This window comes from Variovorax sp. TBS-050B, assembly GCF_029893635.1.
Taxonomy (GTDB): Bacteria; Pseudomonadota; Gammaproteobacteria; order Burkholderiales; family Burkholderiaceae_C; genus Variovorax.
Window position 1 is genome coordinate 3,653,779 of the sequence record NZ_JARXYR010000002.1, and the last position, 25,660, is coordinate 3,679,438.

Here is a 25,660-nt window from a genome sequence, read left to right on the forward strand (position 1 = left end):
AGCCGTGAAACCCGGATTCCGGACCGCCTTACTGCCTGTACCCCGGATCGATGCGGTCGAGCTTGCGGATGAGCGCGGGCCAGACGAACTGGCCGCCCAGGCCGCCGGTCTGGACCTTCATCGCATGGCCCACGCCTTCGACGATGCGCGGGTCCACCTGCGTGAGTTCGCCGCCGCCGGCCTGGGCCGCGATCTGGATCTGGCAGGTGTTCTCGAAGGTGTACATCGACAGGAAGGCGTCGGCGATGGTCTTGCCGCAGGTCAGCAGGCCGTGGTTGCGCAGCATCAGGAAGTTCGCGCTGCCCAGGTCGGCCTGCAGCCGCGGCTTCTCGTCGTCGCGGAAGGCCACGCCCTCGTAGTCGTGGTAGGCGAGCGAGGCCAGCACGAAGGTCGACTGCTGGCTGATCGGCAGCACGCCGTTCTTCTGCGCGCTGACCGCGATGCCGGCGCGCGTGTGCGTGTGCAGCACGCACTGGATGTCCTCGCGCGCGGCATGCACCGCGCTGTGGATCACGAAGCCGGCCGGGTTGACGGGGTAGGGCGAGTCGATCACCTTGTTGCACTGCTGGTCGACCTTCACCAGGCTCGAAGCGGTGATCTCGTCGAACATCAGGCCATAGGGATTGATGAGGAAGTGGTGCTCCGGGCCCGGAATGCGCGCGCTGATGTGGGTGAACACCAGGTCGCTCCAGCCGTGCAGCGCCACGAGGCGGTAGCAGGCCGCGAGATCGACGCGCAGCTGCCATTCCTCGGCGGAGACGAGCTGCTGAACTTCGGAGGGGGTGGTGGCGTTCATGGGGTGTCCTTTGGAGGTTGTCGAATTCGGGTTTCCGAACGCAGAGGGCGCGAAGGTTCCGCAGAAGTCGCAGAAGAAATCCAGGAAAAATTTGGTTTTGCTTTTGCGTCCTTCGCGAAACCTCGCGCACTCTGCGTTCGGCTGTCCGCCTTATCTCAAGCCGCCGCGGGCGCCTGCAGCGCCGCCTTGTAGATGCTCTGCCGGGGCTGCGCCATCAGGCGCCGCAGCATCGGTTCGAACTCGGCGATCGGCAGGGTCTCGGCCTTGGGATCGAAGGCGGGGTTGTCGTAGAGCGCGCAGAACTCGGCCGTGCGCTCGTAGTGCGGATGGTCCTTGAAGCCGTCGCGCATGTCGCGGTCGAGGCCGATGTGGTGGAAGAAGTAGTGGCCCTGGAAGATGCCGTGGTGCTGCACCATCCAGAGGTTGGCCTCGCTCACGAAGGGCTTGAGGATGGCCGCGGCGACGTCGGGGTGGTTGAAGCTGCCGAGCGTGTCGCCGATGTCGTGCAGCAGCGCGCACACCACGTACTCCTCGTCGCGTCCGTCGCGCAGCGCGCGCGTGGCGGTCTGCAGCGAATGGGTGTAGCGGTCGACCGGAAAGCCGCCGTAGTCGCCTTCGAGCAGCTGCAGGTGCTGGATCACGCGGGCGGGCAGGCCGCCCGCGAACTGCCTGAACTCGCCGCCGATCAGCTGCCAGTCCTCGCGCGTGCTGTGCTGCATGCTCGTGAAACCCGCGCGTTCGCCCATCGTGTCGTCTCCGTGTGTTGTGGGGGATGGCGGCCACTGTAGACCGGCGCTTGACCATCAACTGTCAAGAATTTGACAATGCAAGGCCCTGGTTAACCCCGCCCCCGAAGCGGCGTCCTTCCGCATGCCAGCCCCCAAGCCGCGCCTTTCCGCCCCGCACCGGGCCGCGCTGGAACGCAATCCGTGGTTCATGAGCCTGCCGCGCGCGCAGCGCGACACGCTGCTCGCCGCGGCCGAGCTGATCCACGTGCGGCGCGGCGCGATGGTGTTTCGCCAGGGCGACCCGATCCATGCCGCGGGCGGCGGCTTCTACGGGCTGGTGGCGGGCTCGATCAAGATCTCCTCGCTGCGGCGCGACGGGCGCGAGGCGATCCTCGCGGTGCTCGAACCCGGCAACTGGTTCGGCGAGATCACGCTGATCGACGGCTCCCCGCGCACGCACGATGCGACCGCGCTCGAGGCGCTCGACCTGCTCGTGGTGCCGCCCGCGGCCTTCGCGCAGCAGATGCGCGACGTGGTGTTCGCCAACGCCATGGCCGCGCTGCTGTCGGCGCGCGTGCGCATGCTCTACGGACTGGCCGAGGACGCGACGCTGCGCAGCCTGCGCGCGCGCGTGGCGCACCGGCTGCTGGTGCTGGCGCGCGGCGACGCCACGCAGTCGGTGCACCTGCGGCGCGAGCTGATGCTGCCGCAGGAGGCGCTCGCGATGATGCTCGGCGTGACGCGCCAGACGCTTTCGAAGGAACTCAATGCCCTGGCTGCCGAAGGCGTGATCGCGCTGGGCTACGGGCGCATCGCGCTTTCGTCGCCCGATGCGCTGCAGGCGCTGGTGAGTGCCGGTTGACCGCTGCCTACCGCAGCACGCGCCCGTCGGCCGAGATGCTGATCAGGTCGATGCTGCGCGAAGGATCGCGCAGGCCTGGGCGCAGGTTGATGCGGAAGCCGCCGACGTCGTAGTCGGTCATCGCGCTCATCACCTTCTGCAGGCTCGCGCTGGTGAAGCCGCGCCCCGCGCGGCGCACCGCTTCGCCGAGCGTCTTGACGGCGATGAAGCCTTCGAGGCCGGCATAGGAGGGCGTCTCGTCGGAGTTGTCGAGCGCGGCGCGGTATTCCTTGACGATCGGAATGGCCGAGGGTCGCGGCGAGGGCACCACCTGCGTGATCACGACGCCGCCGGCGTCCTTGCCGAGCTGCGAATAGAGCGGATCGGTGCCGACGATCGAGAAGGCCATGAAGCTGCTGCTGTAGCCGCTCTTGCGCAGCGAGCGGATCGCGCCGGCCGTGACGCCCGAGAGCGAGACCAGCACCACGGCCTGGGGCTTCTGCGCGAGCACCGGCTTCAGCAGCGCGTCGAGCTTGTCGTCGCCGCCCGGCGGCACCATCGCGGTGGCGACCAGCGCGGGCATCTTGAGTTCGGCCAGCGCCTGTTCGACCGCGGTGCGGCCCGCCTGGCCCATGGCGTTGTCGTCGCCCACGAGCGCGATGCGCGTCTGCCCCACGGTGGCGCACTGGCGCACGATCTTGAGCGCCTCGTCGATCATGCCGGGGCGCACGTGGAAGACATGGGGATGGCTCGCGTCGCGCAGCGTGTCGGCGGCCGCGAAGGGGGCGAACAGCAGGTTGCCCTGGCGCGCGGCGACATCGGCGCCGGCGCTGCTGCTCGCGGTGCCGACGAAGCCGAACAGCAGGTCGGCCTTGTCCTTGGCAAGCAGCGTCTGGGCGTTGCGCGCGGCCGTGGCGGCGTCGTAGCCGTCGTCGAGCTGCACCAGCTTGAGCTGCAGGCCGCTGTCGGCGTGGCGCTCGTTGAAGTCGTTCACGCCGAGCCGGCTGCCGCCCGCGAAGGCGAGGCCGATCTCGCTCGCCGCGCCGGTGAGCGGCACCGACTGTCCCAGCACCACGACCCTGGCGCCGGCGCCTCGACCGGCCTGCGCCAGCGAGGGCAGATGGACGCCGCTGCCGAGCAGTGCCGCACCGCATGCCTTCAACCATTCCCTGCGTGCGATTCCCATGAGGACCCCCTGGTGACAAAAGTGTAAGAAAAAGTGTAGCAATTCCGATGCCTGCCGCAAAGCGCGGGCATGCGGTGCTTACACCTAGGCGGGGGGCCTGTGCGACGCCCCGCCGCGCGAGGCGGGCGGGGCGGGAAGGAGAGAGGACTCAGGCGCGCTCGAACACCAGGTCCCAGACGCCGTGGCCCAGCTTGAGGCCGCGGTTCTCGAACTTGGTCAGTGGCCGGTAGTCGGGCTTGGGCGCATAGCCCTCGGCCGTGTTGCGCAGCAGCGGCTCGGCGGCGAGCACTTCGAGCATCTGCTCGGCATAGGGCTGCCAGTCGGTCGCGCAGTGGATGTAGCCGCCGGGGCGCAGGTGCTCGGCGAGCTTCTTCACGAAGCCGGGCTGGATCAGCCGGCGCTTGTTGTGGCGCTTCTTGTGCCAGGGATCGGGAAAGAACACGTGCACGCCGGCGAGCGTGCCGGGCTGCAGCATGTGGTCGAGCACGTCGACCGCGTCGTGCGCGCAGATGCGGATGTTGGGAATGGACTGTTCGCCGATGCGCTTGAGCAGCGCGCCCACGCCGGGCTCGTGCACTTCGCAGCACAGGAAGTTGGTGTCGGGCCGCACGGTCGCGATGTGCGCGGTGGCCTCGCCCATGCCGAAGCCGATCTCGAGCACGGTCGGCGCGGCGCGGCCGCCGAAGGCGGCGGTCAGGTCGAGCGGCTCGGGCTTGTAGGGCAGCAGGAACAGCGGGCCCAGCTCGGCGAAGGCGCGGGCCTGGCCTTCGGTGGTGCGGCCGCCGCGCTTCACGAAGCTCTTGAGGCGGCGGTGCAGCGGATGCGGCTTGTCGTCGTCCGGCGCGTCGCCGGGCGGGGAATCTGGATTGTCGGGAATGTTCATGAGGCCCGCGGATTGTAGAGAGCGCGCCATTGCGGCACCCAGCCCGCGAGCGCTTCGGCGCAGCTGGCGCCCTGCGCGGCGCCCAGGCCGAGCACCCGCGCGGCAGCATCGAGCGCGGCCCGCGCGGCCGCGGGCGTGGCGGTGTCGATGGCGCTGGCGCCGTTCTGCTTCGAGAGCTTCTCGCCGTCGGCGCCACGCACCAGCGGCGTGTGCAGGTAGCCCGGCGTGGGCAGGCCGAGCGCGCGCTGCAGCAGGATCTGGCGCGCGGTGTTGTCGGCCAGGTCCTCGCCGCGGACCACGTCGGTCACGCCCTGCGCGGCATCGTCGACCACCACCGCGAGCTGGTACGCCCAGGGGCCGTCGGCGCGGCGCAGCACGAAGTCGCCGACCTCGCGCGCCACGTCCTGCTGCTGGCGGCCGAGGCGGCGGTCGGTCCACGCGAGCACCGGCGCCGGCTGCAGGGCCTGGAACTTCTCGACCGCGAAGCGCCATGCCCTCGCGGGCTTGCCGTGCAGGCCGCTGCGGCAGGTGCCGGGGTACACGCGCTCGCCATGGCGCGCGTGCCGCTGCCCGAGCCGCTCGAGCGCCAGGTCGATGTCCTTGCGCGAACAGCCGCAGGGGTAGGCGAGGCCGAGGGCCTGCAGCTTCGCGAGTGCCGCTTCGTACGACGCGGTGCGCTGCGTCTGCCACACGGGCGCCTCGTCGGGCACGAGGCCGCAGTCGGCGAGCTGGCGCAGGATGTGTTCGCCCATGCCGGGCAGGCAGCGCTCGGTGTCGGCGTCCTCGATGCGGACCAGCCAGCGTGCCCGTGCGCCGCGCGCACGCACGTCGAGCCAGCTCGCGAGCGCGGCCACGAGCGAGCCGGCATGCAGCGCACCGGTGGGCGAGGGCGCGAAACGGCCGGTTTCACGCATCGTGCGTTCAGCGCGTCAGATCACCGCCAGTGCGAGCGAAAGGCCCGAGAGGAAGGCGTCCTCCACGCGGTGGCCGGTGCACCAGTCGCCGGCCACGCCGATGCGCGCCTTGGCGTCCCACAGGTGGGTCTTGCCGACCGGCACCTGGGTCTGGGCTTCGGTCCAGCAGCGCGCCTGGGCATGCGTGGGCGCGGCATGGATGCCGGTGATCTCGGCGAAGGCGCGCAGCAGCTTGGCCTGCACGCGCGCGGGGTCGTCGCGCAGATGCTCCTGCGACCAGGCGGCGCTGGCCTGCAGCGTCCAGCGCTCGATGCGCTCGCGGCCGGGCTTGGACGATTCGCGCGCGAGCCAGGCCACGCGGTGGTGGGTGCTGCGCGCCGCGTTCCACTGCGGACCGAGGTGCGACATGGTCGGCTGGTTGGCCTGCGGGAAGGCGATCATCAGCGTCCAGCAGGGCGCGATGCGCACCGGCTCGATCTTCTGGCTGATGCCGGCGGAGAGCCGGCCGTCACCGAGCAGCGCGCGCGTGCGCAGCGGCGGCACCGCGAGCAGCACGGCATCGAAGCCCGAGTACACATGCTGCGAATCGTCGGCGCCCACGGTGCGCAACTGCCAGCGCCTGGCGTCGAGCGCATCGCGCTCGATCTGCGTGACCTGCGTGTTCAGCACCAGGCGCTCGCCCAGCGGCGCGGCCCAGTGCGCCACCAGCGCGTCCATGCCGGGCTGCGCGACCCAGTGCGATTCGTGCCCCGGCAAGGCGGCCTCGGCGACGCGGCCATGCGCATCGAGCACGCGCACGAGGTTGGCGCTCCACGGCCGGCAGAGGCCCGGCGTGGGTTCGAGCGCCAGCGCGAAGCGCGGATCGCGCACGGTGAAGTACTGCGCGCCGCTGTCGAAGCGGCCGAAGGCGGTGTCCACGCTGGCCATGCGCCCGCCCGGCGCGGCCTCGCGTTCGAACACGGTGACCTGGTGGCCGGCCTGCACCAGCGTGCGTGCGCAGGCGACGCCGGCGATGCCGGCGCCGATGACGGCGTAGTGGCGCGGTGCGGCCGGGGTTCGGTGGCGGTCGGTGGACTTCGACGCGGCGCGAGTGCTCATGAGGGACTCTTTTCTTTGGCGGGGAGACGTTTGGATGTGGGAGCGACTCTACAACGGTCTGCCGAGGGGCCTGCCGCGCACCGCGCCTCAGCGCCCGCGGTGGCGTTCGAGCAGCGCGCGCCGCGTGGCCTCGTGCTCGAACTGCGCCAGCCACCATTCGAGCGCGCGACCGGGCCGCCCGGCGCTGCGCACGCGCCAGGCGCAGTGCATGGTGGCGAGCGGCGGCTGGCGTTCCGTCTTGCGTTCGACCAGGTGGCCGGCCTCGATGTACGGCCGGGCCATGGGCTCGGGCAGGAAGCCGCCGCCGAGCCCGTGCAGCTGCGCCGCCAGCTTGGCCTGCATCGTCGGCACGGTCAGCACGTCCTGCCCGCCGACGAGGTTCACGGTCATGCTCGGCCCGCTGCGCACCGAGTCGGCCGCGGCCACCGCGCGGTACTGCCGCAGCACCGCATCGCTCAGCGGTTCGTCGAGCCGCGCCAGCGGATGGTGCGGCGCCACCGCATAGACGAAGCAGAGTTCGCCGATCGGGCGGCTGCGGATGCCGGTGGCGGTGAAGGCGAGGCTCGCGGCATCGAGCACCGCGCCCACGGCCAGGTCCGCCTCGCCGCTCGTGAGCGCCTCGATGGTGCCGAGCAGCGTCTCGTCGCGCAGCTTGAGCCGCGTGGGCGGTTCGAGCGCGAAGAAGGCGGTGGCGAGGTCGAGCAGCGGATCGCGCGCGATCACCCCGTCGACCGCGATCGTGAGCATCGGCTCCCAGCCGGTGGCCACGCGCTTCACGCGGTTGGCGACCGCATCGATCTCGCCGAGCAGCCGCGCGGCCTCGCGCAGCAGCTCGGCGCCGGCCTCGGTGAGGCGGGCCTGGCGCGCGCTGCGGTCGAACAGCAGCACGTCGAGCGCGTCCTCCACCTGCCGCACGCGATAGCTCAGCGCACTCGGCACGAGGTCGAGCGCGCGCGCGGCCGCGGCGAAGCTGCCGGTGCTCGCCACCGTCTGCAGCATGGCGAGTGCATCGGGGGTCAGTACGTCTCTGGCGCTGGGCATTTGGAGCGGTTTCCGATCATTCAAAAAATTTGAATGATGCCATCAAAACACGGCGCTTTTCGCTCGGGGGTGCGGACCTAAAGTTCTTCCCATCCGCTGCGCATCCGGCGCGGCATCAAGCAAAGGCCCGAAGCTCCCGCGACGGGACAGGGCCTCAAAAGGAGTTCGACGATGTTGCAAGTTCGCAAGTCCCAGGAACGCGGTTATGCCGACCACGGCTGGCTGCGCTCGTTCCACAGTTTCTCGTTCGCGGGCTACTACGACCCGGCCTACATGGGCTTCGGCAACCTGCGCGTGATCAACGAAGACCGCGTGGCCGCGGGCGCCGGTTTCGGCACCCACGGGCACCGCGACATGGAGATCATCAGCTACGTGCTTTCGGGCGAGCTGGCGCACAAGGACAGCCTGGGCAACGTGGAATCCATCCCGCCCGGCGACGTGCAGCGCATGAGCGCCGGCCGCGGCGTGATGCACAGCGAGTTCAACCACAAGGCCGACGAGACCACGCACTTCCTGCAGATCTGGATCGAGCCGAACGTGCGCGGCATCGAGCCCGGCTACGAGCAGAAGAAGTTCGGCGACGCCGAGAAGCGCGGCAAGCTGCGCCTGGTGGCCTCGCCCGACGGTGCCGACGGTTCCGTGACCGTGCATGCCGATGCGCGCCTCATGGCCGGGCTGTTCGACGGCGACGAGACCGCGAGCCTGGCGCTCGACCCGGCGCGCAAGAGCTACGTGCACCTCGTGCGCGGCGAGCTCGAAGTCAACGGCCGGAAGCTCTCGGGCGGCGACGCCGCGATGCTCGAAGGCGAATCGCAGCTCACGCTCGGCGCCGGCAAGGACGCCGAAGTGCTGGTGTTCGACCTGGCCGCCTGATCACCCCCTTGCCGGGCGCCTGCCGGCCCGGCCTTTTTCTTCCTTCTTTTTTCCTTTCATTCATTCATTCATTCATACCGAGGAGTTTCACCATGACCACCGCTTCCATCGCCACCACCCCCGCCACCGCCAACCCCAACGCCCTGCAGGACACGCTCGCGCTGGTCGGCCGCATCCTGATCGCACTGCTGTTCGTGCCGGCGGGCTTCGCCAAGCTCACGGGCTTCGCGGGCACCGTGGGCTACATCGCGTCCGTGGGCGCACCGCTGCCGCAGGTGGCCGCCGTGATCGCGATCCTGGTCGAACTGGGCGTGGGCCTGATGCTGCTGGTCGGTTTCAAGACGCGCTTCGCGGCCGTGGTGCTGGCGCTGTTCACCCTGGCGGCCTCGGTGCTGTTCCACAACTACTGGAGCATGCCCGCCGACAAGGCCTTCGTGAACCAGCTGATGTTCTTCAAGAACATCGCAGTGGCCGGCGGCCTGTTCGTGATCGCAGCCCTCGGCGCCGGCCGTTTCGGCATCGACAGGAAGTAAGCTCGTTCATCCCCCCATCCACCGATTTCAGGAGAAAACATCCATGGCCGACATCGTCGTTGTCTTCCATTCCGGCTACGGCCACACCCAGCGCGTGGCGCAGGCCGTGGCCGAGGGGGCGGGCGCCCAGCTGCTCGCGATCGACGCCGACGGCAACCTGCCCGCGGGCGGCTGGGAAACCCTGGCCGCGGCCGACGCGATCATCTTCGGCTCGCCGACCTACATGGGCGGCGTGAGCTGGCAGTTCAAGAAATTCGCCGACGCCTCGTCGAAGGTCTGGTTCACGCAGGGCTGGAAGGACAAGCTCTTCGCCGGCTTCACCAACAGCGCCACGATGAACGGCGACAAGGTCACGACGCTGGCCTACCTCTGGACGCTCGCGATGCAGCACAGCGGCCTCTGGGTCAGCATGGGCATCATGCCGACCAACAACAAGGCCGCGACGCGCGATTCGACCAACTACGTGGGCGGCTACGGCGGCCTGCTGACGCAGTCGCCGTCGGACGCGAGCCCGGCCGAGATCCCGAAGGGCGACCTGGAGACCGCGCGCGCCTTCGGCGAGCGCATCGCCGCAGTCGCAGCATCGCGCGGCTGAACCGCCTGAAACCACGGAGCACACGATGACCACCGACGCGACACCTGCCACCCGCCTGCTGCAACCCCATGACAAGGACCTGGGCGGGGGCTTCAGCGTCCGGCGCCTGCTGCCCGCGGCGGTGCGCCGGTCGGTCGGCCCCTTCGTGTTCTTCGACCATTTCGGCCCGGCCACCGAGCAGCCGGGCAATGCGCACGACGTGCGCCCGCATCCGCACATCGGGCTGACCACGGTGACCTACCTGTTCGAGGGCGCGATGATGCACCGCGACAGCATCGGCAGCGTGCAGGAGATCCTGCCGGGCGCGATCAACTGGATGACCGCGGGCCGCGGCATCGTGCATTCGGAGCGCAAGCCCGAGCGCCTGCTGGCCGAGCACTACGTGAACCACGGCCTGCAACTCTGGGCTGCGCTGCCGCAGGCCTACGAAGAGGCCGCGCCGAGCTTCGAGCACACGCCGGCGGACGCGATCCCCGCGTTGACGGAGCAGGGCGTGGGCGTGCGGGTGCTCGTGGGCGAGGCCTTCGGCGCACGCTCGCCGGTCAAGACCTTCGCGCAGACCGTGTACCTCGACCTCGCGCTGCCTGCCGGCGCGAGCTTCGCCTTGCCCGCGCTGGCGCCTGAGCTGGCCGTGTACCCGATCGACGGCGACGTGGGCGTCGATGGCGCCACGGTGCCGGCGCACACCATGGCGGTGCTGCCCGACGGGCAGGGCGCGATGCTCACCGCGCCCGCGACCACGCCGGTGCGGCTCGTGGCGATCGGCGGCGAGCCGCTCGACGGCCCGCGCTACATCACCTGGAACTTCGTCTCGAGCCGGCGCGAGCGCATCCTGCAGGCCGGCGAGGACTGGGCCGCGCAGCGCATGGGCCACGTGCCCGGCGAGACCGAGTTCATCCCGCTGCCCGGCAAGCCCTTCGGCGTGCGCGAGCCCGACGTGGGCACCACGCCGGTCTGAGCGCCCTTCAGCGCTTGCGCGCGAGGTCGGGGTCTTCGGCCGCGCGCGCCGAGGCCTTGTTGGCGCGCGCGCTGAGGTCGGGCGCCAGCGCCTCGCGGCCGTCGAAGACGAAGCAGTCGCCGCGGTAGTGCGCGCCGCCGACGAGCTCGAAGTACTTGAGGATGCCGCCCTCGAGCTGCAGCACGTTCTCCACGCCTTCCTCGCGCATCAGGATCGCGGCCTTCTCGCAGCGGATGCCGCCGGTGCAGAAGCTCACGACCGTCTTGCCCGCGAACTCCGCGCGGTGTTCGCGCAGCGCGGGCGGGAACTCGGTGAACTTGCCGATGCGCCAGTCGATCGCGCCCTCGAAGCTGCCGTGGTCGACCTCGAAGGCGTTGCGCGTGTCGAGCAGCGCGATCTCGCGGCCTTCGTCGTCGTGGCCCTGGTCGAGCCAGCGCTTGAGCGTGGGCGCATCCACGCCGGGCGCGCGGCCGGCCGCGGGCTGGATCGCGGGATGGTCCATGCGGATGATCTCGCGCTTCAATTTCACGAGCATGCGGCGGAAGGGCTGCGCGGCCGACCAGCTTTCCTTGGTTTCGAGGTCCGAGAAGCGCGCATCGGCGCGCAGTTCGGCCACGAAGGTGTGGATCGCCTCGGCGGTGCCCGCGAGGAACAGGTTGATGCCCTCGGGCGCGAGCAGGATGGTGCCCATCAGGCCGAGCGACCGGGTGCTGTCGAGCAGCCGTTCGCGCAGCGCGGGCGCGTCGTCGATGGCCACGAACTTGTAGGCCGCGATATTCAGAATCTCTTGTTCCACGGGGGGCGATTGTAGGTGCCGCCCCCGGGGCGGACCGGGTTTCAGGGATTGCCAACCCACATCGTGGAGCGGGCCCTTCCTACAATCGACGGATGTTCGTTCACCTGCGCCTGCACACCGAGTTTTCCGTCGTCGACGGCACCATCCGCATCGACGACGTCGTCAAGGCCGCCGCTGCCGACAAGCAGCCCGCGCTCGCCATCACCGACCTGAACAACCTGTTCGGGGCCATCAAGTTCTACAAGCAGGGGCGCGGCAAGGGCGTCAAACCGATCATCGGCGCCGAGGTCTTCGTCGACGGGCTCGGCAAGGAGCCCGGCGCGCTCACGCGCATCGTGCTGCTGGTGCAGAACATGGAAGGCTATCTGCACCTGTGCGAGCTGCTCGCGCGCGCCTGGACGCAGAACGTGGGCCGCGGCCAGTCGCAGGCCGCCTGCCGGCTCGAATGGCTGGAGGAGCTGCAGGGCGGGCTGATCGCGCTGTCGGGCGCCCAGGCGGGGCCGCTCGGCCAGCCGCTGCTGCAGGGGCAGGACGAGCGCGCCGCCGAACTGGCGCTGCAGCTCGCGGGCATCTTTCCGCACCGCTTCTACATCGAGCTGCAGCGTGCCGGCCGCGCCGACGACGAGCCGCACGTGGTCGCGGCCGTCAAGCTCGCGGCGCGGCTCAGGCTGCCGGTGGTCGCGACGCATCCGGTGCAGTTCGCCGAACGCGAGGACTACGAGGCGCACGAGGCGCGCGTGTGCATCTCCGAAGGCGAGATCCTCGGCAACCCGCGCCGCGTGCGCAAGTTCACCGAGGAGCAGTACTTCAAGTCGGCCGCCGAGATGGAGGCGCTGTTCGCCGACGTACCGAGCGCCATCGCCAACACGGTGGAGATCGCCAAGCGCTGCAGCCTCACGCTGGTGCTCGGCAAGCCGCAGCTGCCCGATTTTCCGACGCCTTTCATCAGCGAAGGCGTGCGCATGCCGATCGAGGAGTTCTTCCGCCAGGAGTCCTACGCCGGCCTGGAGGAGCGCCTCGCGCACCTGTACCCCGACGCGGCCAAGCGCGACGCCGAGCGGCCGCGCTACGTCGAGCGCCTGGAGTTCGAGATCAACACCATCCTGAAGATGGGGTTCCCCGGCTACTTCCTGATCGTGGGCGACTTCATCAAGTGGGCCAAGAACAACGGCTGCCCGGTGGGTCCGGGCCGGGGCTCGGGCGCCGGTTCGCTGGTGGCCTATGCGCTCAAGATCACCGACCTCGATCCGCTCGAATACAAGCTGCTGTTCGAACGCTTCCTGAACCCGGAGCGCGTGTCGATGCCCGACTTCGACATCGACTTCTGCCAGGGCAATCGCGACCGCGTGATCGACTACGTGAAGGACAAGTACGGCCGCGACGCCGTGAGCCAGATCGCCACCTTCGGCACCATGGCCGCGCGCGCCGCGATCCGCGACGTGGGCCGCGTGATGGACATGAGCTACATGTTCTGCGACGGCATCAGCAAGCTCATTCCCAACAAGCCGGGCAAGCCCGTCACGCTGCAGTACCCGCCGAGCGACCTGTCGGAAGAGGACAAGGAGAAGTACGCCATCGCGGCCGAGCCGCAGCTCGCGCAGCGCATCGAGCGCGAGGAAGAGGTCAAGTCGCTGGTCGAGATGGCGCAGAAGCTCGAAGGCATGACACGCAACATCGGCATGCACGCGGGCGGCGTGCTGATCGCGCCCGGCAAGCTGACCGACTTCTGCCCGTTGTACCAGCAGCCCGGCAGCGACTCGGCCGTGAGCCAGTACGACAAGGACGACGTGGAGGCCATCGGCCTCGTGAAGTTCGACTTCCTGGGGTTGGCGACGCTGACCATCCTCGAGATCGCGAAGGAATTCATCGTCAAGCGCCACAAGGGCCAGGAGAACTTCGCCTACGAGAACATCCGGCTCGACGACCGCGAGACCTACCGGCTGTTCTCCGAAGGCAAGACCGAAGCCGTGTTCCAGTTCGAAAGCCGCGGCATGCAGGGCATGCTGAAGGACGCGCGGCCGACGCGGCTGGAGGATCTGATCGCGCTCAACGCGCTGTACCGCCCGGGCCCGATGGACCTGATCCCCAGCTTCGTGGCGCGCAAGCACGGCCGCGAAGAGGTCGAGTACCCGCACCCGGCTGTGGCCGAGATGCTCTCCGAGACCTACGGGATCATGGTCTACCAGGAGCAGGTGATGCAGACGGCGCAGATCCTGGGCGGCTACTCGCTGGGCGGCGCCGACCTGCTGCGCCGCGCGATGGGCAAGAAGAAGGCCGAGGAAATGGCCGAGCACCGCGAGAAGTTCCGCGCGGGCGCGCTCGCGACGCACGGCATTCCGCAGGACAAGGCCGACGAGATCTTCGACTTGATGGAGAAGTTCGCGGGCTATGGCTTCAACAAGTCGCATGCCGCCGCGTACTCGCTGCTCGCGTACCACACGGGCTGGCTCAAGGTCCACTACACGGCCGAGTTCTTCTGCGCCAACATGACCGTGGAAATGGACAACACCGACAAGCTCAAGGTGCTGTTCGAGGACGCGCAGAAGAACTTCGGCATCACTTTCGAGCCGCCGGACGTGAACCGCGGCAACTACCGCTTCGAGCCGGTGACCGACAAGGTGATCCGCTACGGACTCGGCGCCGTCAAGGGCACGGGCCAGCTCGCGGTCGAGGCGCTGGTACGCGCGCGCGAGGAGGGCGGTCCGTTCAAGAGCCTGTACGACTTCTGCGTGCGCATCGACCGCCAGCGCATCAACAAGCGCACGGTCGAGGCGCTGATCAAGGCCGGCGCCTTCGACTCGATCCAGCAGAACCGCGCCTCGCTCGTGGCCTCGGTCGACCGCGCCTTCGAATTCGCGGCCGCCACCGAGGCCAACGCGGCGCAGGTCGACATCTTCGGCGACAGCGAACACGGCTCGGCCACGGCCGAGCCCGAGCTCGTCGACGCCACGCCATGGGGCGTGAAGGAGCGGCTGACCTTCGAGAAGACGGCGATCGGCTTCTATCTCTCGGGCCATCTGTTCGACGAGGTGGCGCACGAGGTGCGGCGTTTCTGCAAGCGCGAGATCGGCGACCTGATGGACACGCGCGAACAGCAGGTGATCGCAGGCATCGTGAGCGACTTGCGCATCATCAACGGCCAGCGCGGCCGGCTCGCGATCTTCAAACTCGACGACAAGTCCGATTCGATCGAGGCCACGGCCGACGAGGCGCTGATCAATGCCAACCGCAACACGCTCAAGGACGACGAGCTGGTGATCGTGAGCGGCCGGCTGCAGCCGGGCCGCGGCGGCTTCGAGGCGCGCTTCCAGGTGCAGCAGGTCTGGGACCTGGCCTCGGCGCGCTGCCGCTTCGGCAAGTTCCTGCGCGTGGCGGTCAACGGCAAGGCGCCCGACATCGCGCGGCTCGTGAAGGACTTTCCGCCGCGCACCGAGCAGAGCGAGCACGGCGACCTGGTGCAGGGCCTGCCGGTGCGGCTGTCGATGGCACGCGGCGGCGCACAGGTGGAACTGCAGCTCGGCGAGCGCGCGAAGTTCTTCCCGACCGATGCCGCACTCGCGAGCTGGACGGCGCAGGCGGAGGCGGGCAAGGCCTCGGTGGTCTACGAGTGAGAAGGCGCCGGCGAGGCGGCCGCCCCGTGGGACGGCCGCGGCCGGCGATCCGGCTGACGGCTAGCGCTTGGGCCTGAGCGACACGATCAGCGACGGGAAGATCCGTCCGTCGGTGTCGCGCGGCAGCTTGTCGGTCTTGTGCAGGCCGCGCTCGGCGGCTTCGTCCCAGCTCGGCAGGCCGCTCGACTTGGTGAGCCGCACGCCGACGATGGTGCCGTCGGGCGCGAGCTTGACCTCGAACTCCGCGGCCGGGTTGCCGCTCACCGTGTCGGCCTCGGGGAAGGTGATGTTCGGCCGCACCGCGGCGGCGATGCGGCCCGCATAGCCGCTCGACGGACCCGCCGAACGCAGCGCGTTGCCCTGGGCCTCGTCGCCGCCGCTCGCGCCGGCCATGCCCTGCATGCGCTTGAGCACCGCGGCGCGGTCGGCCGCAGCCTGCTTGGCGGCGGCTTCGGCCTTCTTCGCCTCGGCCTGCTTGGCCTCGGCTTCCTGGCGCTTCTTCTGCTCGGCCAGCTTCTTCTGCTGTTCCTGCTTGCGCTCGGCTTCTTCCTCGGCGCGCTGCTTGGCCTCGAGCTCCTTCTTGCGCTGCTCCTGGCGCTGGCGCTCGAGTTCGCGCTCCTTCTGTTCCTTCTGCTCCTTGAGCTTCTTCTCGCGTTCGAGCGCGATGTCGGGCGCCTTCGGCGCGGGGGCGGGCTCGGGGGCCCTGACCTGCGGCGGCGGGGGAGGCGGGGGCGGCGGTGCGGGCGGCGGCGGCGCCGGCGTGGGCTGCGGCGGCTCCGGCACCGACAGGCGCGGCGCGGCCTGCTGCACCGTCGAGGACCAGAGCTCCGCGTCGACCGCGCCTTCGTCGGTCTCGCTGCGCCAGCGCACGCCCCAGGTCAGGGCCGCGATCAGGAGCGCATGCGCGACCAGTGCCAGCAGCACGGCCCGCGGCGTGCCGCGCTGCGGCGGCGGTGCGAATTCGGGACGGTCGAGGGCGAGCGACATGCCTTATCTGCCGCCCGTGGTGGTGACGGACAGGCCCACGCGCTCGATGCCGCTGCGCTTGAGCTGGTTCATCGCCTTCACGACGGTTTCGTACTTGACGGATTTGTCGGCGCTGATGACCACCGGGCGCTGGTCGTCGCCGCCCTGCGCGGTCTTCGCGGCGGAACCGATCTGTGTCATCGGGACCGAGGTGCCGCCGCTGCCGGTGGACGGGTCCTTCTTGATCTGCACCTCGTCGTCGCTCTTGATGACGATCTCGATCGGCTTGTCGGGCTGCTTGTTGGCGCGGTCGACCGAGGGCAGGTTGATCACGCTCGGCGTGATCAGCGGCGCCGTGACCATGAAGATGATCAGCAGCACCAGCATCACGTCGATGAACGGGACCATGTTGATCTCGTTGATCGTGCGGCGGCCGCGGCCCCGGGATGAAACGGCTGGCATGGGCTGGAACTCCGCTCAGCGGCTGCCCGGCGTGGCCGAGGCCGCCGTCGCGGCGGCCGGGTTGGCCGACAGGTTGCGCTGCAGGATGTTGGAGAACTCCTCGATGTAGGTCTCGAGGGCGATGGCGATCTTGTCGATCTCGCGCGCGAAGCGGTTGTAGCCCACCACCGCCGGAATGGCGGCGAACAGGCCGATCGCGGTGGCCACGAGCGCCTCGGCGATGCCGGGCGCCACGGTGGCGAGCGTCACCTGCGCGAGCGCGGCCAGGCCGGTGAAGGCATGCATGATCCCCCAGACCGTGCCGAACAGGCCGACGTAGGGCGAGACCGAGCCGACGGTGGCGAGGAACGAGAGGTTCTGCTCGGCCGCGTCGAGCTCGCGCTGGAAGCTCGCGCGCATGGCGCGGCGGGCGCCGTCGAGCAGCGTGCCGGGGTCGCTCACGTGGCGCTCGCGCAGCTTCTGGTATTCGCGCATGCCGGAGGCGAAGATGCGCTCCATCGGGCCCGCGAACTTGGCGTTCTGGGCGGCCGAGGCGAACAGCTCGTTGAGGCTGGTGCCCGACCAGAATTCGCGCTCGAAGTCGTCGTTGAGCGCGCGCATGCGGCGCAGCGCGAAGTACTTGCGGATGATCGCGGCCCAGCTCGCGATCGAGACGATCACGAGCAGCGCCACGACGAGCTGCACCACGAAGCTCGCATGGAGCAGGAGATTGATGATGGAAAGGTCTTGGTTCATGGCTTGAAAGTTTGAGTCATGGAGCCGCGCGGCGCTCGAGGGTTCCCGCCACCTGGCCCGGTATGCGCGCGGGGCGCAGGGTGGCGGCATCCACCCAGCCGATGCGGATCGTTCCCTCGCACAGCAGAACGGGTGCCGCTGCGCCCGTCCGCTCTTGCTCTGTTTTTGATAGCACCTGCTGACCGATTGTCAATGATGCACTTCCCAATTGTCGGAGTTCTGCCGTCACCAGCAGTTCGTCGTCGAGCCGGGAAGGCCGATGGTATTTGAGCTGGGTCTCGCTCACCACGAACTGGCCGCCGGTTTGCTCGCGCAGCTTGCGCTGCTCCACGCCGAGCGAGCGCAGCCATTCGGTGCGGCCGCGCTCCATGAACTTGAGGTAGTTGGCGTAGAACACGATGCCGCCGGCGTCGGTGTCCTCCCAGTAGACGCGGATCGGGAAGGCGTAGCTCATTGCGCGATCATGGCCCGCAGGCGTTCGATCGACGTCTCGAGGTGCGCCATCGAACTGGCGGTGGAGAAGCGCACGAAGCGCGAGGTGTCGGCGCTGCCGAAGTCGCGGCCCGGCGTGACGGCGACGTGCGCACGCTTCATGGTCTCGAAGGCGAAGTCCCAGCTGCCCTCGATGCCGAGCTGCTGCGCCACGCGGGTGCAGTCGGCCCAGGCGTAGAAGGCGCCGTCGGGCACCACGGGCACCGTGAGGCCGAGCGCGTTCAGCTGCGGGATGAACCAGTCGCGCCGCGCCTTGAACTCGGCCCGGCGCCGCTCGTACTCGGCGATGCTCGCGTCCTCGAAGCAGGCGAGCGCCGCGTACTGCGACACGGTGCTCGCGCAGATGAAGAGGTTCTGCGCCAGCCGTTCGACCACCGGGACCAGCGCCTCGGGCACCACGAGCCAGCCGAGGCGCCAGCCGGTCATGTTGAAGTACTTGCTGAAGCTGTTGATGCTGATGACGTTCTCGTCGATCGCGAGCGCGGTGTGGCCGAAGGCGTCGTCGTAGGAGAGGCCGAGGTAGATCTCGTCGACCAGGGTGATGCCGCCGCGCTGCGACACCAGCCGGTGGATGCGGCGCAGCTCGTCGGGCGCGATCGAGGTGCCGGTGGGGTTGGAAGGCGAGGCCAGCAGCACGCCGCGCGTCTTCGCGGTCCAGGCGGCTTCGACCTTGTCGGCCGTGAGCTGGAAGCGCTCCGCGGCCGTGGTCGGCACCATCACGGCCTTGCCCTCGGCCGCGCTCACGAAGTGGCGGTTGCAGGGGTAGCTCGGGTCCGGCATGAGGATCTCGTCGCCCGCCTCGATCAGCGCGAGGCAGGCGAGCTGCAGCGCCGCCGAGGCCCCGGCCGTCACCACGATGCGCCGCGCCGGCACCGCGACGCCGAAGCGCTGCGCATACCAGGCGGCGATGCGCTCGCGCAGCGGCTCCAGGCCGGTGGCCTGCGTGTACTGCGTGGCGCCGGCGCGCACCGCGCGTGCCGCGGCTTCCTGCACCAGCGGCGGCGCAGTGAAGTCGGGCTCGCCGATGTTGAGGAAGATCATCGGCCGGTCGGTGTGGGCCACCTCGCGCGCGAGCGCGCCGGCGGCCTTGGCGACCTCCATCACGTAGAAGGGTTCGATGCGCTGTGCGCGCTGCGAGATTCTCATCGCACCCCCAGGCTGCGGCGCTGCGCGCCTTCGGGCGACCGGGCGGCGCTCCTCACGTCCTGGCCTTGCCTGCGGCGCGGTCGGCCTCGACCTCGGTGGCGCGCAGCTGCGGCGCCAGGCCGTTGAGCACCGCGTTGACGTATTTGTGGCCGTCGGTGCCGCCGAATTCCTTCGCGAGCTCGATGCATTCGTTGAGCACCACGCGCCACGGCACGTCCAGGCAGTGCTGGAACTCGTAGGCGCCGATCCACATCACCGCATGCTCGATGGGCGAGATTTCCTCGAACTTGCGGTCGAGCAGCGGCCGGATGAGGGCGTCGAGCTGCTCGGCGCTTTCGATCGAGCCGTGGAGCAGCGCGTCGTAGTGCGCGGCATCGGCCTTGTGGAAGCCCGCGAGGTCGCGCGTGAAATGGTCGATGTCGGTCGGGTCGTTGCGGCCCACCAGATGCTGGTAGAGCGCCTGCAGCGCGAACTCGCGCGCGCGGCTGCGGTTCGACTTGGCCGAGGCCTTGCGCGCGCCCGTGCTCTTGAGGCCGGTGCGCGACTGGCGCGGCTTGGCGCTGGCGGCCTTGTTGTTGTCGTTGTGGTCGTCGGTCATTGGAGGGAGGCCAGCAGTTGCGCCATCTCGACCGCCACTTGCGCCGCGTCGCGGCCCTTGTCGGTCTGGCGGGCCACGGCCTGCTCGAGGTTCTCGGTGGTGAGGATCGCGTTGGCGATGGGAAGGCGGTAGTCGAGTGCGATGCGGCTCACGCTCGCGCCCGATTCGTTGGCCACGAGCTCGAAGTGGTAGGTCTCGCCGCGGATGATGCAGCCCAGCGCCACCAGCGCGTGGTAGCCGCCGCGCTCGGCCATGGCCTGCAGCGCGACCGGCACTTCGAGCGCGCCGGGCACCTGCACGTGGTGGATGTCGGCGGCGGCCACGCCGAGCGCCTCGAGTTCCGAAAGGCAGGCGTGGGCCAGCGCGTCGGTGATGTCGGCGTTGAAGCGCGCCTGCACGATGCCGATGCGCAGTCCTTTGCCGTCGAGCGCCTTGGCTCCCTTGTTTGCACCTTGCATGTCGTGTCCGTGTTGTCAGTCTTTGGTGAGGTAGCCGGCGATCTCGAGGCCGTAGCCCGCCGCCATGCTCGGCATGCGGCGCGGCGTGCCGAGCAGGTTCATGCGGTGCACGCCGCATTCGCGCAGGATCTGCGCGCCGATGCCGTAGCTGCGCAGGTCCATGCGGCCGCGCTCGGGCGCCTGCGCGGGGCGGGCGGTGCCGTCGAACTGGGCGAGCAGCTCGGCGCCGGTCTCGCCGCAGTTGAGCAGCACCGCCACGCCCTTGTCTTCCTTCGCGATGTGCGCGAGGCTGGCATCGAGGCTCCACGAGTGCAGCGAGCGGTTGATCTCGAGCGCGTCGAGCACCGACAGCGGCTCGTGCACGCGCACCGACACGGTTTCTTCGGGCGCCCAGCGGCCGCGCACCAGCGCGAGGTGCACCCCGCGGCTCGGCTTGTCGGTGAAGGCATGGGCGGTGAAGCTGCCCCAGGCGGTCTGGATCTCGCGGCAGCCGACCTTCTCGATCAGCGATTCGGTCCGGCTGCGGTGCTCGATAAGGGCGGCGATGGTGCCGATCTTGAGCCCGTGCTCGGCCGCGAACAGCTGCAGGTCCGGCAGGCGGGCCATGGTGCCGTCCTCGTTCATGACCTCGCAGATCACCGAGGCGGGCGAGCAGCCGGCCATCGCCGCGAGGTCGCAGCCGGCTTCGGTATGGCCGGCGCGCATCAGCACGCCGCCGTCGACCGCCTGCAGCGGGAAGATGTGGCCCGGCTGGACCAGGTCGCTCGCGACCGCGTTGCGCGCCACGGCCGCCTGCACGGTGCGCGCGCGGTCGGCGGCCGAGATGCCGGTGGTCACGCCTTCGGCGGCCTCGATCGAGACGGTGAAGGCGGTCGAATGCTTGGCGCCGTTGCGCGACACCATCGGCGGCAATTGCAGCCGCTCGCACATCTCGCGTGAGAGCGTGAGGCAGATCAGGCCGCGCGCGTGGCGCGCCATGAAGTTGATCGCCTCGGGCGTGATGTGGTCGGCCGCGATGACGATGTCGCCTTCGTTCTCGCGGTCTTCCTCGTCCACGAGGATGACCATGCGGCCCGCGGCCAGCTCGGCGACGATCTCCTCGACCGGGGAGATCGGCGCGGGTGCCCGCGTGCCGCGGGAGGCTGCGCCGATGGGCGTGACGGAGGCGTTCATTCGGCGGTGTCCTTGGAATACGTGGAAGTGGGCGGCACCAGCACGCCGGCCTGGAGCATGCGCTCCACGTAGCGCGCCACGGTGTCGATTTCGAGGTTGACCTTCGAGCCGGCCTGCAGGCTGCCGAGGGAGGTGTTCTCGACGGTGTGCGGGATCAGGTTGATGCTGATCTCGGCGCCGTCGGCGATGTCGGCCACGCTGTTGACCGTGAGGCTCACGCCGTTCACGGTGATCGAGCCCTTGTAGGCCAGGAAGCGCGCCAGCGCGGGCGGCGCGACCACGCGCAGTTCCCAGCTTTCGCCGACCGGCGCGAAGCGGCTCACGGTGCCGATGCCGTCGACGTGGCCCGAGACGATGTGGCCGCCGAGCCGGTCGTTCGCGCGCAGCGCCTTCTCGAGGTTGATGCGCGCGTCCTGCGCGACCAGGCCCGCGGTCTTGTCGAGCGATTCGGCCGAGATGTCGATGGTGAACTGCCGCTCTGCCAGGTCGAGGCCGGTCACGGTCATGCAGGCGCCGTTGAGCGCGATGCTGTCGCCGAGGCCGACGTCGTCGAGGTAGCCCCCGGGCGCGGCGATGGTGAGTCTCTTGCCGTGGGTGGGGGAGGGGCCGAGGTCGTGGACGGCGGCGATGCGCCCCACGCCGGTGATGATTCCGGTGAACATCCGCGTATTTTCGCAGACATCCCGGCCGGGGCGGCCCGGCCGGGGCTTCGGTCGCTAGAAAGCGTCCCGGCCGCGGACCCGCGCCACGATCCGCAGGTCCGGTCCGAGCAGGTCGACCGACCGGAAGTCGAGCGGCAGCGCGCCCGCCAGCTCGGCGAGCGGGCCGCCCCGATGCATGCCCGAGGCGATCTCGAGGCCGTCGCCGATGAGCTTCGGCGCCAGGTACAGCAGCAGCTCGTCGACCAGCCCCTCGCGCAGCAGCGAACCGTTGAGCTTGTGGCCGGCCTCGACGTGCAGCTCGTTGACCTCGCGCCGGGCCAGGTCGGCGAGCATCGCCGCGAGTTCGACCTTGCCCTGTGCGTTCGGCAGGCAGGTGATGGTGGCGCCGCGGGCCTCCAGCGCGGCAGCTGCGGCGCGGTCCTCGGTAGCGGCGTAGATCCAGACCGCGCGGCCCGCGTCGAAGATGCGCGCATCGGGGGGCGTCTGCAGCCGGCTGTCGACCACCACCAGATGCGGCTGCCGCGTGGTCGGCACCAGCCGCACGTCGAGCCGCGGATCGTCCTCGAGCACCGTGCCCACGCCGGTGAGCACCGCGCTGGCGCGCGCGCGCCAGGCGTGGCCGTCGGCCCGCGCCGCCTCGCCGGTGATCCACTGGCTCACCCCGTTGCGCAGCGCGGTCTTGCCGTCGAGCGAAGCCGCGGCCTTGAGCCTGAGCCACGGCGTCTTGCGGACCATGCGGCTGAAGAAGCCGATGTTGAGTTCCCGTGCCGCGTCGGCACCGGCGCCCACCTCGACCGCGACGCCTGCGGCGCGCAGCCGCTCGAAGCCCTGGCCCGCGACCAGCGGGTTGGGATCGGCCATCGCTGCCACGACCCGGCCGACGCCGGCCGCGATCAGTGCGTCGCAGCAGGGGCCGGTCCGGCCGTGGTGGGCGCAGGGTTCGAGCGTCACCCAGGCCGTGGCGCCGACCACCGAATTTCCGCGCGCCGCCGCGTCGCGCAGCGCCATCACCTCGGCATGCGGGCCGCCGACCTGCTGGGTCCGGCCTTCGCCGAGCACGGTGCCGTCGGGCGCTGCCAGCACGCAGCCGACGCGCGGGTTCGGGTCGGTTCCGGGGCCGGCCTGGCGCGCGAGATCGAGCGCACGCGCCATGAGATCGTTTTCAGCTTTCATTTTTTTCGTCTCTTCTTCTCGACGGATGCATCTGAAAAATTTCCTTCGGGTCCGAGTGTGCCGAAGACCGCCGGGTCGATGGTTCGCACCGCCGGTCGCGCCACGGGCCCTCGAAGGAAAAGAAAAAAATAGGATTCCGGTCCATTGAATCAGGGAGATGCGTCGGCCCGGGCACAAGGTCCGGAGCGGGCGCAGCGTACAAGATGGATCACGGATTCTGCGCGGAAGCGCGGGCGTTCCGGGGCGCCTGCATATCGCCAGCGGGTTTCACGCTGGTCGAGATGATGGTCGTCCTCGTGCTGATGGCCGTCATGGCCGGGCTGGCGCTGCCCGGATTTCGCGGACTGGTCGAGCGATACCGCATCGAGCGCCTGTCCACGGCGCTGGTCGCGAGCGTGAGCCACGCGCGTTCCGAGGCCATCCGGCGCGGACGCACTGTGCGCATCCAGCCCGGCGCGCAATGCGGCGGCACCGATTGGAGCTGCGGCTGGGAGACGGTGGTCGAGGTCGGAAAGGACACGGAGGTCCTCCGGCGGCAGGACCCGGACGGCGCGGTTCAGGTCGAGCGGACCGCCTCCGGAGCCCTGAGCTTCGACGCGATGGGCCACACGCCGAGCGCCGCGGGTTTCAAGCTCTTTCCGGCCGCCAATCCGGCATCGCCGCGCAGGGCTGTCGTGTGCATGTCGCTCGGCGGCCGTGTCCTGCTCGCGACCGGGGTTGAGAAATGCCCCGCGTCCTGAACAGCGCCGCGGCGGGGCAGCGCGGGTTCTCGATGATCGAAGCCCTTGTCTCGATCCTGCTGCTCTCCTTCGGCCTGCTCGCACTGGCCGGCCTCCAGCTGCGCGTGCTCTCCGACAGCTCGGGCGCGAGCAGCCAGAACATCGCGGCACGGCTGGCCGGCGAAATGGCCGAGCGCATTCGGGCCAATCCGCTGCAGGGGGCGACGGCCGCGAGCCCCTACAGGACCGGCTTCTCGCCGGCACCCGAGAAGGAGCCCGACCCCTCCTGCGCCGCGTCCGGTGCACTCTGCGATCCGGCCCAGCTCGCCGCGTGGGACCTGTGGGCCTGGAAGCGCAGGGTGGCCGCTGCGCTGCCGGGCGGGCTCGCGGACGTGCAATCCCGGGACGCGGCCGGGGGGCTTCTGTTCGTGCACGTCGCCTGGGACGAACCCGCGGCCCTCTACTCGGTCCAGCCCGACACGGCCTGGGGCTGCCCGGAGGGCAAGACCTGCCAGGAACTCATCGTTGCGGTCCCTCAGCCATGAACAGGACCATCCTTCGCCGCCGGCCGCGCTCGGGCTTCACGCTGATCGAGTTTCTCGTCGCGCTGATCATCGGCATGCTGGTGATGCTGGCCGCCGTCGCCAGCCTGCTCGGCACGCGCGCCACCGCCGTGACGGTGGGCGAGCTCAACACCCTGAACGAATCCTCGGTGCTTGCGTTGCGGTTGCTGGGCCAGGAGATCCGCCAGGCCGGCTATCTGCCGATCGATCCGGGCGGGCCGCTGTCGTATTTCGACGTGCGCCTGAAGACGAACCTCGATGGCGCGCCCGCCTTCTTTGCCATCCAGGGCCAGGAGGCGCCGAAGGGCGCCGTGAACGACACGCTGGTCGTCGGCTATGCGCCGGCGCCCGACTACTTTCGCGATTGCCTCGGTCAGAAAGCGAAGGGCGACGGCGACAAGACCTACGACCCGGCCGACCCGGCCAACGTGTCGAACGTGCGGCTGATCACCAGCGAGTTCTCCGTGATGAACGGAACCTTGCGCTGCAAGGGCAGCGGCGGCAAAGCCGCGCAGCCGATCATCGACGGCGTGGAGCGCTTCGACGTGCTGTACGGCATCGCGGGGGCGGGCGGCGGCGAGCCGGTGGTGCGCTATGTCGCGGCCAATGGGGTGACCGACTTCGCCGGGGTGCGTACCGTTCGCGTGTGCCTGCAACTGGCGGGAAGTTCGCGTGCCAATCCGAACGCCAGCTACACCGATTGCGACGGCAAGGTGCAGACCGGCAGCGACGGCAGGCTGCGGCGCGTCTACACGGCGGTGTTCGCGCTGAGGAACCAATGAAGCCCATCGAGCGCCCGCGCCACCTTCATGCCCTTGAACCGCGTGAGCGCGGGTTCTCGCTGTTCATCGTTGTGGTCATGCTGCTGCTGTCGGCGCTGCTCGCCGTCGGCGGCGCGCGCGTTGCCGCGCTGCTCGAATCGATGGCCGGCAATCAGCGCGAGTACCAGCGCGCCTTCGAGGCGGCCGAGGCGGCGCTGGTGGATGCGGAGCGGGACATCCGGCAACTGGCTTACGACCCCGCCACGCAGACCTACGTGCACTGCAGTGCGCTGGCCGCCTCGCCATGCCGCAAGCCCGGCATCGACCGCGTGTTCCCTGAGGCGGACACCGGCGGCGTGACGGTTTACGCGGCGGAGGGCGACAACAGCTGCGCGCAGGGCATCTGCTTCTTCGCCGGCGCCGCGTCGGCATCGGCCGCCTCCGGCAGCGAAGCCTACGGGTTCTGGACACGCGACGCCCATGCCAAGGCGCACACCGCATATGGAAGGTACACGGGCGCACCCAAGGCAGGCAGCCTTGCGCTGGAGAACACCCGGTACTGGATCGAGGTGATCGACCGCCCGAACAGCCGGCCGCTCTACCGGATCACGGCGCTTTCCACGGGCGCGCGCAGTGCGGGCACGGCCGGGGGGACGCGGGTGGTGCTGCAGATGGCCTTCGATCCGGATCCCGTGAGGAATGTGAATTGAGCAGAGGGAGACCAGGCATATGAACATCGCGCGGCTGTCGAAAGGCGCCATGGCATGCGGATGGGTCCTGGCGCACGCCGGTGCCCAATGCGCGCCGTATCCACTGGCCGAGGAGCCGCGCAACGCCGCGGTCAGGGAGCCGGCGCCGAATGTGATCGTCTCGATCGACAACTCGGCCAGCATGGGCTA

General features: G+C 69.8%; 28 protein-coding genes. 10 read left to right on the top strand and 18 right to left on the bottom strand.

Going from position 1 to position 25,660, the window contains the following annotated elements; all coding sequences use genetic code 11:
* Positions 1-28 precede the first annotated feature (28 nt).
* Together M2165_RS19930 and M2165_RS19935 are read right to left on the bottom strand one after the other, a co-directional pair.
* Positions 29-796 carry a class II aldolase/adducin family protein gene (locus tag M2165_RS19930; protein WP_280816313.1) on the bottom strand — a complete coding sequence of 256 codons (768 nt, stop codon included), beginning with the start codon at positions 794-796 and terminating at the stop codon, positions 29-31.
* A gap of 155 nt (positions 797-951) precedes the next feature.
* Positions 952-1,542, bottom strand: coding sequence for an HD domain-containing protein (locus tag M2165_RS19935; protein ID WP_280816314.1), 591 nt, complete (start codon positions 1,540-1,542; stop codon positions 952-954).
* Between the two features lie 124 nt (positions 1,543-1,666).
* On the opposite strand from M2165_RS19935, the gene M2165_RS19940 reads away from it, so the two are divergent.
* The gene (locus M2165_RS19940) at positions 1,667-2,386 is read left to right on the top strand and encodes a Crp/Fnr family transcriptional regulator (RefSeq protein WP_280816315.1); all 720 of its coding nucleotides are present in this window, start codon (positions 1,667-1,669) and stop codon (positions 2,384-2,386) included.
* Between the two features lie 7 nt (positions 2,387-2,393).
* Here M2165_RS19940 and M2165_RS19945 read toward each other — a convergent pair whose 3' ends face one another.
* The 5 genes from M2165_RS19945 to M2165_RS19965 form a co-directional block, all read right to left on the bottom strand.
* On the bottom strand, positions 2,394-3,551 hold the full coding sequence (locus M2165_RS19945; protein WP_280816316.1) for an ABC transporter substrate-binding protein: 1,158 nt from the start codon (positions 3,549-3,551) through the stop codon (positions 2,394-2,396).
* A gap of 148 nt (positions 3,552-3,699) precedes the next feature.
* Positions 3,700-4,434 carry a tRNA (guanosine(46)-N7)-methyltransferase TrmB gene (trmB, locus tag M2165_RS19950; protein WP_280816317.1) on the bottom strand — a complete coding sequence of 245 codons (735 nt, stop codon included), beginning with the start codon at positions 4,432-4,434 and terminating at the stop codon, positions 3,700-3,702.
* Positions 4,431-5,348: a tRNA glutamyl-Q(34) synthetase GluQRS gene (gene gluQRS / locus M2165_RS19955; RefSeq protein ID WP_280816318.1), complete on the bottom strand. Its 918-nt coding sequence runs from the start codon at positions 5,346-5,348 to the stop codon at positions 4,431-4,433. The genes trmB and gluQRS overlap by 4 nt, the downstream gene beginning before the upstream one ends.
* Positions 5,349-5,363: 15 nt before the next feature.
* Positions 5,364-6,446: an FAD-dependent oxidoreductase gene (locus tag M2165_RS19960; RefSeq protein ID WP_280816319.1), complete on the bottom strand. Its 1,083-nt coding sequence runs from the start codon at positions 6,444-6,446 to the stop codon at positions 5,364-5,366.
* Between the two features lie 87 nt (positions 6,447-6,533).
* Complete coding sequence (locus tag M2165_RS19965; protein WP_280816320.1) at positions 6,534-7,487, bottom strand: LysR family transcriptional regulator; 954 nt, start codon at positions 7,485-7,487, stop codon at positions 6,534-6,536.
* Between the two features lie 171 nt (positions 7,488-7,658).
* On the opposite strand from M2165_RS19965, the gene M2165_RS19970 reads away from it, so the two are divergent.
* The 4 genes from M2165_RS19970 to M2165_RS19985 all read left to right on the top strand — a co-directional run bounded on the left by M2165_RS19970 (position 7,659) and on the right by M2165_RS19985 (position 10,446).
* On the top strand, positions 7,659-8,360 hold the full coding sequence (locus tag M2165_RS19970; protein ID WP_280816321.1) for a pirin family protein: 702 nt from the start codon (positions 7,659-7,661) through the stop codon (positions 8,358-8,360).
* Between the two features lie 92 nt (positions 8,361-8,452).
* On the top strand, positions 8,453-8,893 hold the full coding sequence (locus M2165_RS19975; RefSeq protein WP_280816322.1) for a DoxX family protein: 441 nt from the start codon (positions 8,453-8,455) through the stop codon (positions 8,891-8,893).
* Positions 8,894-8,936: 43 nt separating this feature from the next.
* Positions 8,937-9,488, top strand: coding sequence for a flavodoxin family protein (locus tag M2165_RS19980; RefSeq protein ID WP_280816323.1), 552 nt, complete (start codon positions 8,937-8,939; stop codon positions 9,486-9,488).
* Positions 9,489-9,513: 25 nt separating this feature from the next.
* Complete coding sequence (locus M2165_RS19985) at positions 9,514-10,446, top strand: pirin family protein (protein ID WP_280816324.1); 933 nt, start codon at positions 9,514-9,516, stop codon at positions 10,444-10,446.
* Positions 10,447-10,453: 7 nt separating this feature from the next.
* Here M2165_RS19985 and M2165_RS19990 read toward each other — a convergent pair whose 3' ends face one another.
* A complete protein-coding gene (locus M2165_RS19990) occupies positions 10,454-11,242 on the bottom strand; it encodes a sulfurtransferase (protein ID WP_280816325.1) in 789 nt (262 codons plus the stop codon).
* A 92-nt stretch (positions 11,243-11,334) separates the two neighbouring features.
* On the opposite strand from M2165_RS19990, the gene dnaE reads away from it, so the two are divergent.
* Positions 11,335-14,853, top strand: coding sequence for a DNA polymerase III subunit alpha (gene dnaE / locus M2165_RS19995; RefSeq protein ID WP_280816326.1), 3,519 nt, complete (start codon positions 11,335-11,337; stop codon positions 14,851-14,853).
* Positions 14,854-14,913: 60 nt separating this feature from the next.
* Here dnaE and tolA read toward each other — a convergent pair whose 3' ends face one another.
* From tolA to ribD, 10 genes are read right to left on the bottom strand one after another with little or no spacing between them, the layout of a single operon-like run.
* Complete coding sequence (gene tolA, locus M2165_RS20000) at positions 14,914-15,840, bottom strand: cell envelope integrity protein TolA (protein WP_280816327.1); 927 nt, start codon at positions 15,838-15,840, stop codon at positions 14,914-14,916.
* A gap of 3 nt (positions 15,841-15,843) precedes the next feature.
* Positions 15,844-16,281: a biopolymer transporter ExbD gene (locus M2165_RS20005; RefSeq protein ID WP_280816328.1), complete on the bottom strand. Its 438-nt coding sequence runs from the start codon at positions 16,279-16,281 to the stop codon at positions 15,844-15,846.
* A 15-nt stretch (positions 16,282-16,296) separates the two neighbouring features.
* On the bottom strand, positions 16,297-17,016 hold the full coding sequence (gene tolQ / locus M2165_RS20010) for a protein TolQ (RefSeq protein ID WP_280816329.1): 720 nt from the start codon (positions 17,014-17,016) through the stop codon (positions 16,297-16,299).
* A gap of 16 nt (positions 17,017-17,032) precedes the next feature.
* Positions 17,033-17,470, bottom strand: a complete 438-nt coding sequence (gene ybgC, locus M2165_RS20015) for a tol-pal system-associated acyl-CoA thioesterase (protein ID WP_280816330.1) — start codon at positions 17,468-17,470, stop codon at positions 17,033-17,035.
* Complete coding sequence (locus M2165_RS20020; RefSeq protein WP_280816331.1) at positions 17,467-18,654, bottom strand: pyridoxal phosphate-dependent aminotransferase; 1,188 nt, start codon at positions 18,652-18,654, stop codon at positions 17,467-17,469. Before M2165_RS20020 ends, ybgC begins: the two co-directional genes overlap by 4 nt.
* A 52-nt stretch (positions 18,655-18,706) precedes the next feature.
* Complete coding sequence (gene nusB, locus M2165_RS20025; protein WP_280816332.1) at positions 18,707-19,252, bottom strand: transcription antitermination factor NusB; 546 nt, start codon at positions 19,250-19,252, stop codon at positions 18,707-18,709.
* Entirely contained in the window at positions 19,249-19,710 is a 462-nt protein-coding gene (gene ribH / locus M2165_RS20030; protein ID WP_280816333.1) for a 6,7-dimethyl-8-ribityllumazine synthase, read from the bottom strand. The genes nusB and ribH overlap by 4 nt, the downstream gene beginning before the upstream one ends.
* A 15-nt stretch (positions 19,711-19,725) precedes the next feature.
* Complete coding sequence (gene ribBA, locus M2165_RS20035) at positions 19,726-20,883, bottom strand: bifunctional 3,4-dihydroxy-2-butanone-4-phosphate synthase/GTP cyclohydrolase II (RefSeq protein ID WP_280816334.1); 1,158 nt, start codon at positions 20,881-20,883, stop codon at positions 19,726-19,728.
* On the bottom strand, positions 20,880-21,545 hold the full coding sequence (locus M2165_RS20040) for a riboflavin synthase (RefSeq protein ID WP_280816335.1): 666 nt from the start codon (positions 21,543-21,545) through the stop codon (positions 20,880-20,882). The genes ribBA and M2165_RS20040 overlap by 4 nt, the downstream gene beginning before the upstream one ends.
* Positions 21,546-21,599: 54 nt before the next feature.
* Positions 21,600-22,718 carry a bifunctional diaminohydroxyphosphoribosylaminopyrimidine deaminase/5-amino-6-(5-phosphoribosylamino)uracil reductase RibD gene (gene ribD, locus M2165_RS20045; protein WP_280816336.1) on the bottom strand — a complete coding sequence of 373 codons (1,119 nt, stop codon included), beginning with the start codon at positions 22,716-22,718 and terminating at the stop codon, positions 21,600-21,602.
* Between the two features lie 203 nt (positions 22,719-22,921).
* Between ribD and M2165_RS20050 the strand changes: the two genes are divergently transcribed.
* From M2165_RS20050 to M2165_RS20065, 4 genes are read left to right on the top strand one after another with little or no spacing between them, the layout of a single operon-like run.
* Positions 22,922-23,458, top strand: coding sequence for a GspH/FimT family pseudopilin (locus tag M2165_RS20050; RefSeq protein ID WP_280816337.1), 537 nt, complete (start codon positions 22,922-22,924; stop codon positions 23,456-23,458).
* Entirely contained in the window at positions 23,443-23,982 is a 540-nt protein-coding gene (pilV, locus tag M2165_RS20055; RefSeq protein WP_280816338.1) for a type IV pilus modification protein PilV, read from the top strand. The genes M2165_RS20050 and pilV overlap by 16 nt, the downstream gene beginning before the upstream one ends.
* Positions 23,979-24,782, top strand: coding sequence for a PilW family protein (locus M2165_RS20060; RefSeq protein ID WP_280816339.1), 804 nt, complete (start codon positions 23,979-23,981; stop codon positions 24,780-24,782). The genes pilV and M2165_RS20060 overlap by 4 nt, the downstream gene beginning before the upstream one ends.
* Positions 24,779-25,471, top strand: coding sequence for a PilX N-terminal domain-containing pilus assembly protein (locus M2165_RS20065; RefSeq protein ID WP_280816340.1), 693 nt, complete (start codon positions 24,779-24,781; stop codon positions 25,469-25,471). The genes M2165_RS20060 and M2165_RS20065 overlap by 4 nt, the downstream gene beginning before the upstream one ends.
* The last annotated feature ends 189 nt before the right edge of the window (positions 25,472-25,660 follow it).

Bases quoted from the DNA above. Each gene is read 5' to 3' on its own strand.
- M2165_RS19930 (WP_280816313.1), bottom strand. From the start codon at position 796: ATGAACGCCACCACCCCCTCCGAAGTTCAGCAGCTCGTCTCCGCCGAG.
- M2165_RS19980 (WP_280816323.1), top strand. From the start codon at position 8,937: ATGGCCGACATCGTCGTTGTCTTCCATTCCGGCTACGGCCACACCCAG.
- M2165_RS20005 (WP_280816328.1), bottom strand. From the start codon at position 16,281: ATGCCAGCCGTTTCATCCCGGGGCCGCGGCCGCCGCACGATCAACGAG.
- ribBA (WP_280816334.1), bottom strand. From the start codon at position 20,883: ATGAACGCCTCCGTCACGCCCATCGGCGCAGCCTCCCGCGGCACGCGG.
- M2165_RS19940 (WP_280816315.1), top strand. From the start codon at position 1,667: ATGCCAGCCCCCAAGCCGCGCCTTTCCGCCCCGCACCGGGCCGCGCTG.
- M2165_RS19965 (WP_280816320.1), bottom strand. From the start codon at position 7,487: ATGCCCAGCGCCAGAGACGTACTGACCCCCGATGCACTCGCCATGCTG.
- M2165_RS20040 (WP_280816335.1), bottom strand. From the start codon at position 21,545: ATGTTCACCGGAATCATCACCGGCGTGGGGCGCATCGCCGCCGTCCAC.
- M2165_RS19945 (WP_280816316.1), bottom strand. From the start codon at position 3,551: ATGGGAATCGCACGCAGGGAATGGTTGAAGGCATGCGGTGCGGCACTG.
- M2165_RS20020 (WP_280816331.1), bottom strand. From the start codon at position 18,654: ATGAGAATCTCGCAGCGCGCACAGCGCATCGAACCCTTCTACGTGATG.
- M2165_RS19985 (WP_280816324.1), top strand. From the start codon at position 9,514: ATGACCACCGACGCGACACCTGCCACCCGCCTGCTGCAACCCCATGAC.
- nusB (WP_280816332.1), bottom strand. From the start codon at position 19,252: ATGACCGACGACCACAACGACAACAACAAGGCCGCCAGCGCCAAGCCG.
- M2165_RS20060 (WP_280816339.1), top strand. From the start codon at position 23,979: ATGAACAGGACCATCCTTCGCCGCCGGCCGCGCTCGGGCTTCACGCTG.
- dnaE (WP_280816326.1), top strand. From the start codon at position 11,335: ATGTTCGTTCACCTGCGCCTGCACACCGAGTTTTCCGTCGTCGACGGC.
- tolQ (WP_280816329.1), bottom strand. From the start codon at position 17,016: ATGAACCAAGACCTTTCCATCATCAATCTCCTGCTCCATGCGAGCTTC.
- ybgC (WP_280816330.1), bottom strand. From the start codon at position 17,470: ATGAGCTACGCCTTCCCGATCCGCGTCTACTGGGAGGACACCGACGCC.
- M2165_RS20065 (WP_280816340.1), top strand. From the start codon at position 24,779: ATGAAGCCCATCGAGCGCCCGCGCCACCTTCATGCCCTTGAACCGCGT.
- ribD (WP_280816336.1), bottom strand. From the start codon at position 22,718: ATGAAAGCTGAAAACGATCTCATGGCGCGTGCGCTCGATCTCGCGCGC.
- trmB (WP_280816317.1), bottom strand. From the start codon at position 4,434: ATGAACATTCCCGACAATCCAGATTCCCCGCCCGGCGACGCGCCGGAC.
- pilV (WP_280816338.1), top strand. From the start codon at position 23,443: ATGCCCCGCGTCCTGAACAGCGCCGCGGCGGGGCAGCGCGGGTTCTCG.
- M2165_RS20050 (WP_280816337.1), top strand. From the start codon at position 22,922: ATGGATCACGGATTCTGCGCGGAAGCGCGGGCGTTCCGGGGCGCCTGC.
- M2165_RS19975 (WP_280816322.1), top strand. From the start codon at position 8,453: ATGACCACCGCTTCCATCGCCACCACCCCCGCCACCGCCAACCCCAAC.
- ribH (WP_280816333.1), bottom strand. From the start codon at position 19,710: ATGCAAGGTGCAAACAAGGGAGCCAAGGCGCTCGACGGCAAAGGACTG.
- M2165_RS19935 (WP_280816314.1), bottom strand. From the start codon at position 1,542: ATGGGCGAACGCGCGGGTTTCACGAGCATGCAGCACAGCACGCGCGAG.
- M2165_RS19960 (WP_280816319.1), bottom strand. From the start codon at position 6,446: ATGAGCACTCGCGCCGCGTCGAAGTCCACCGACCGCCACCGAACCCCG.
- tolA (WP_280816327.1), bottom strand. From the start codon at position 15,840: ATGTCGCTCGCCCTCGACCGTCCCGAATTCGCACCGCCGCCGCAGCGC.
- gluQRS (WP_280816318.1), bottom strand. From the start codon at position 5,348: ATGCGTGAAACCGGCCGTTTCGCGCCCTCGCCCACCGGTGCGCTGCAT.
- M2165_RS19970 (WP_280816321.1), top strand. From the start codon at position 7,659: ATGTTGCAAGTTCGCAAGTCCCAGGAACGCGGTTATGCCGACCACGGC.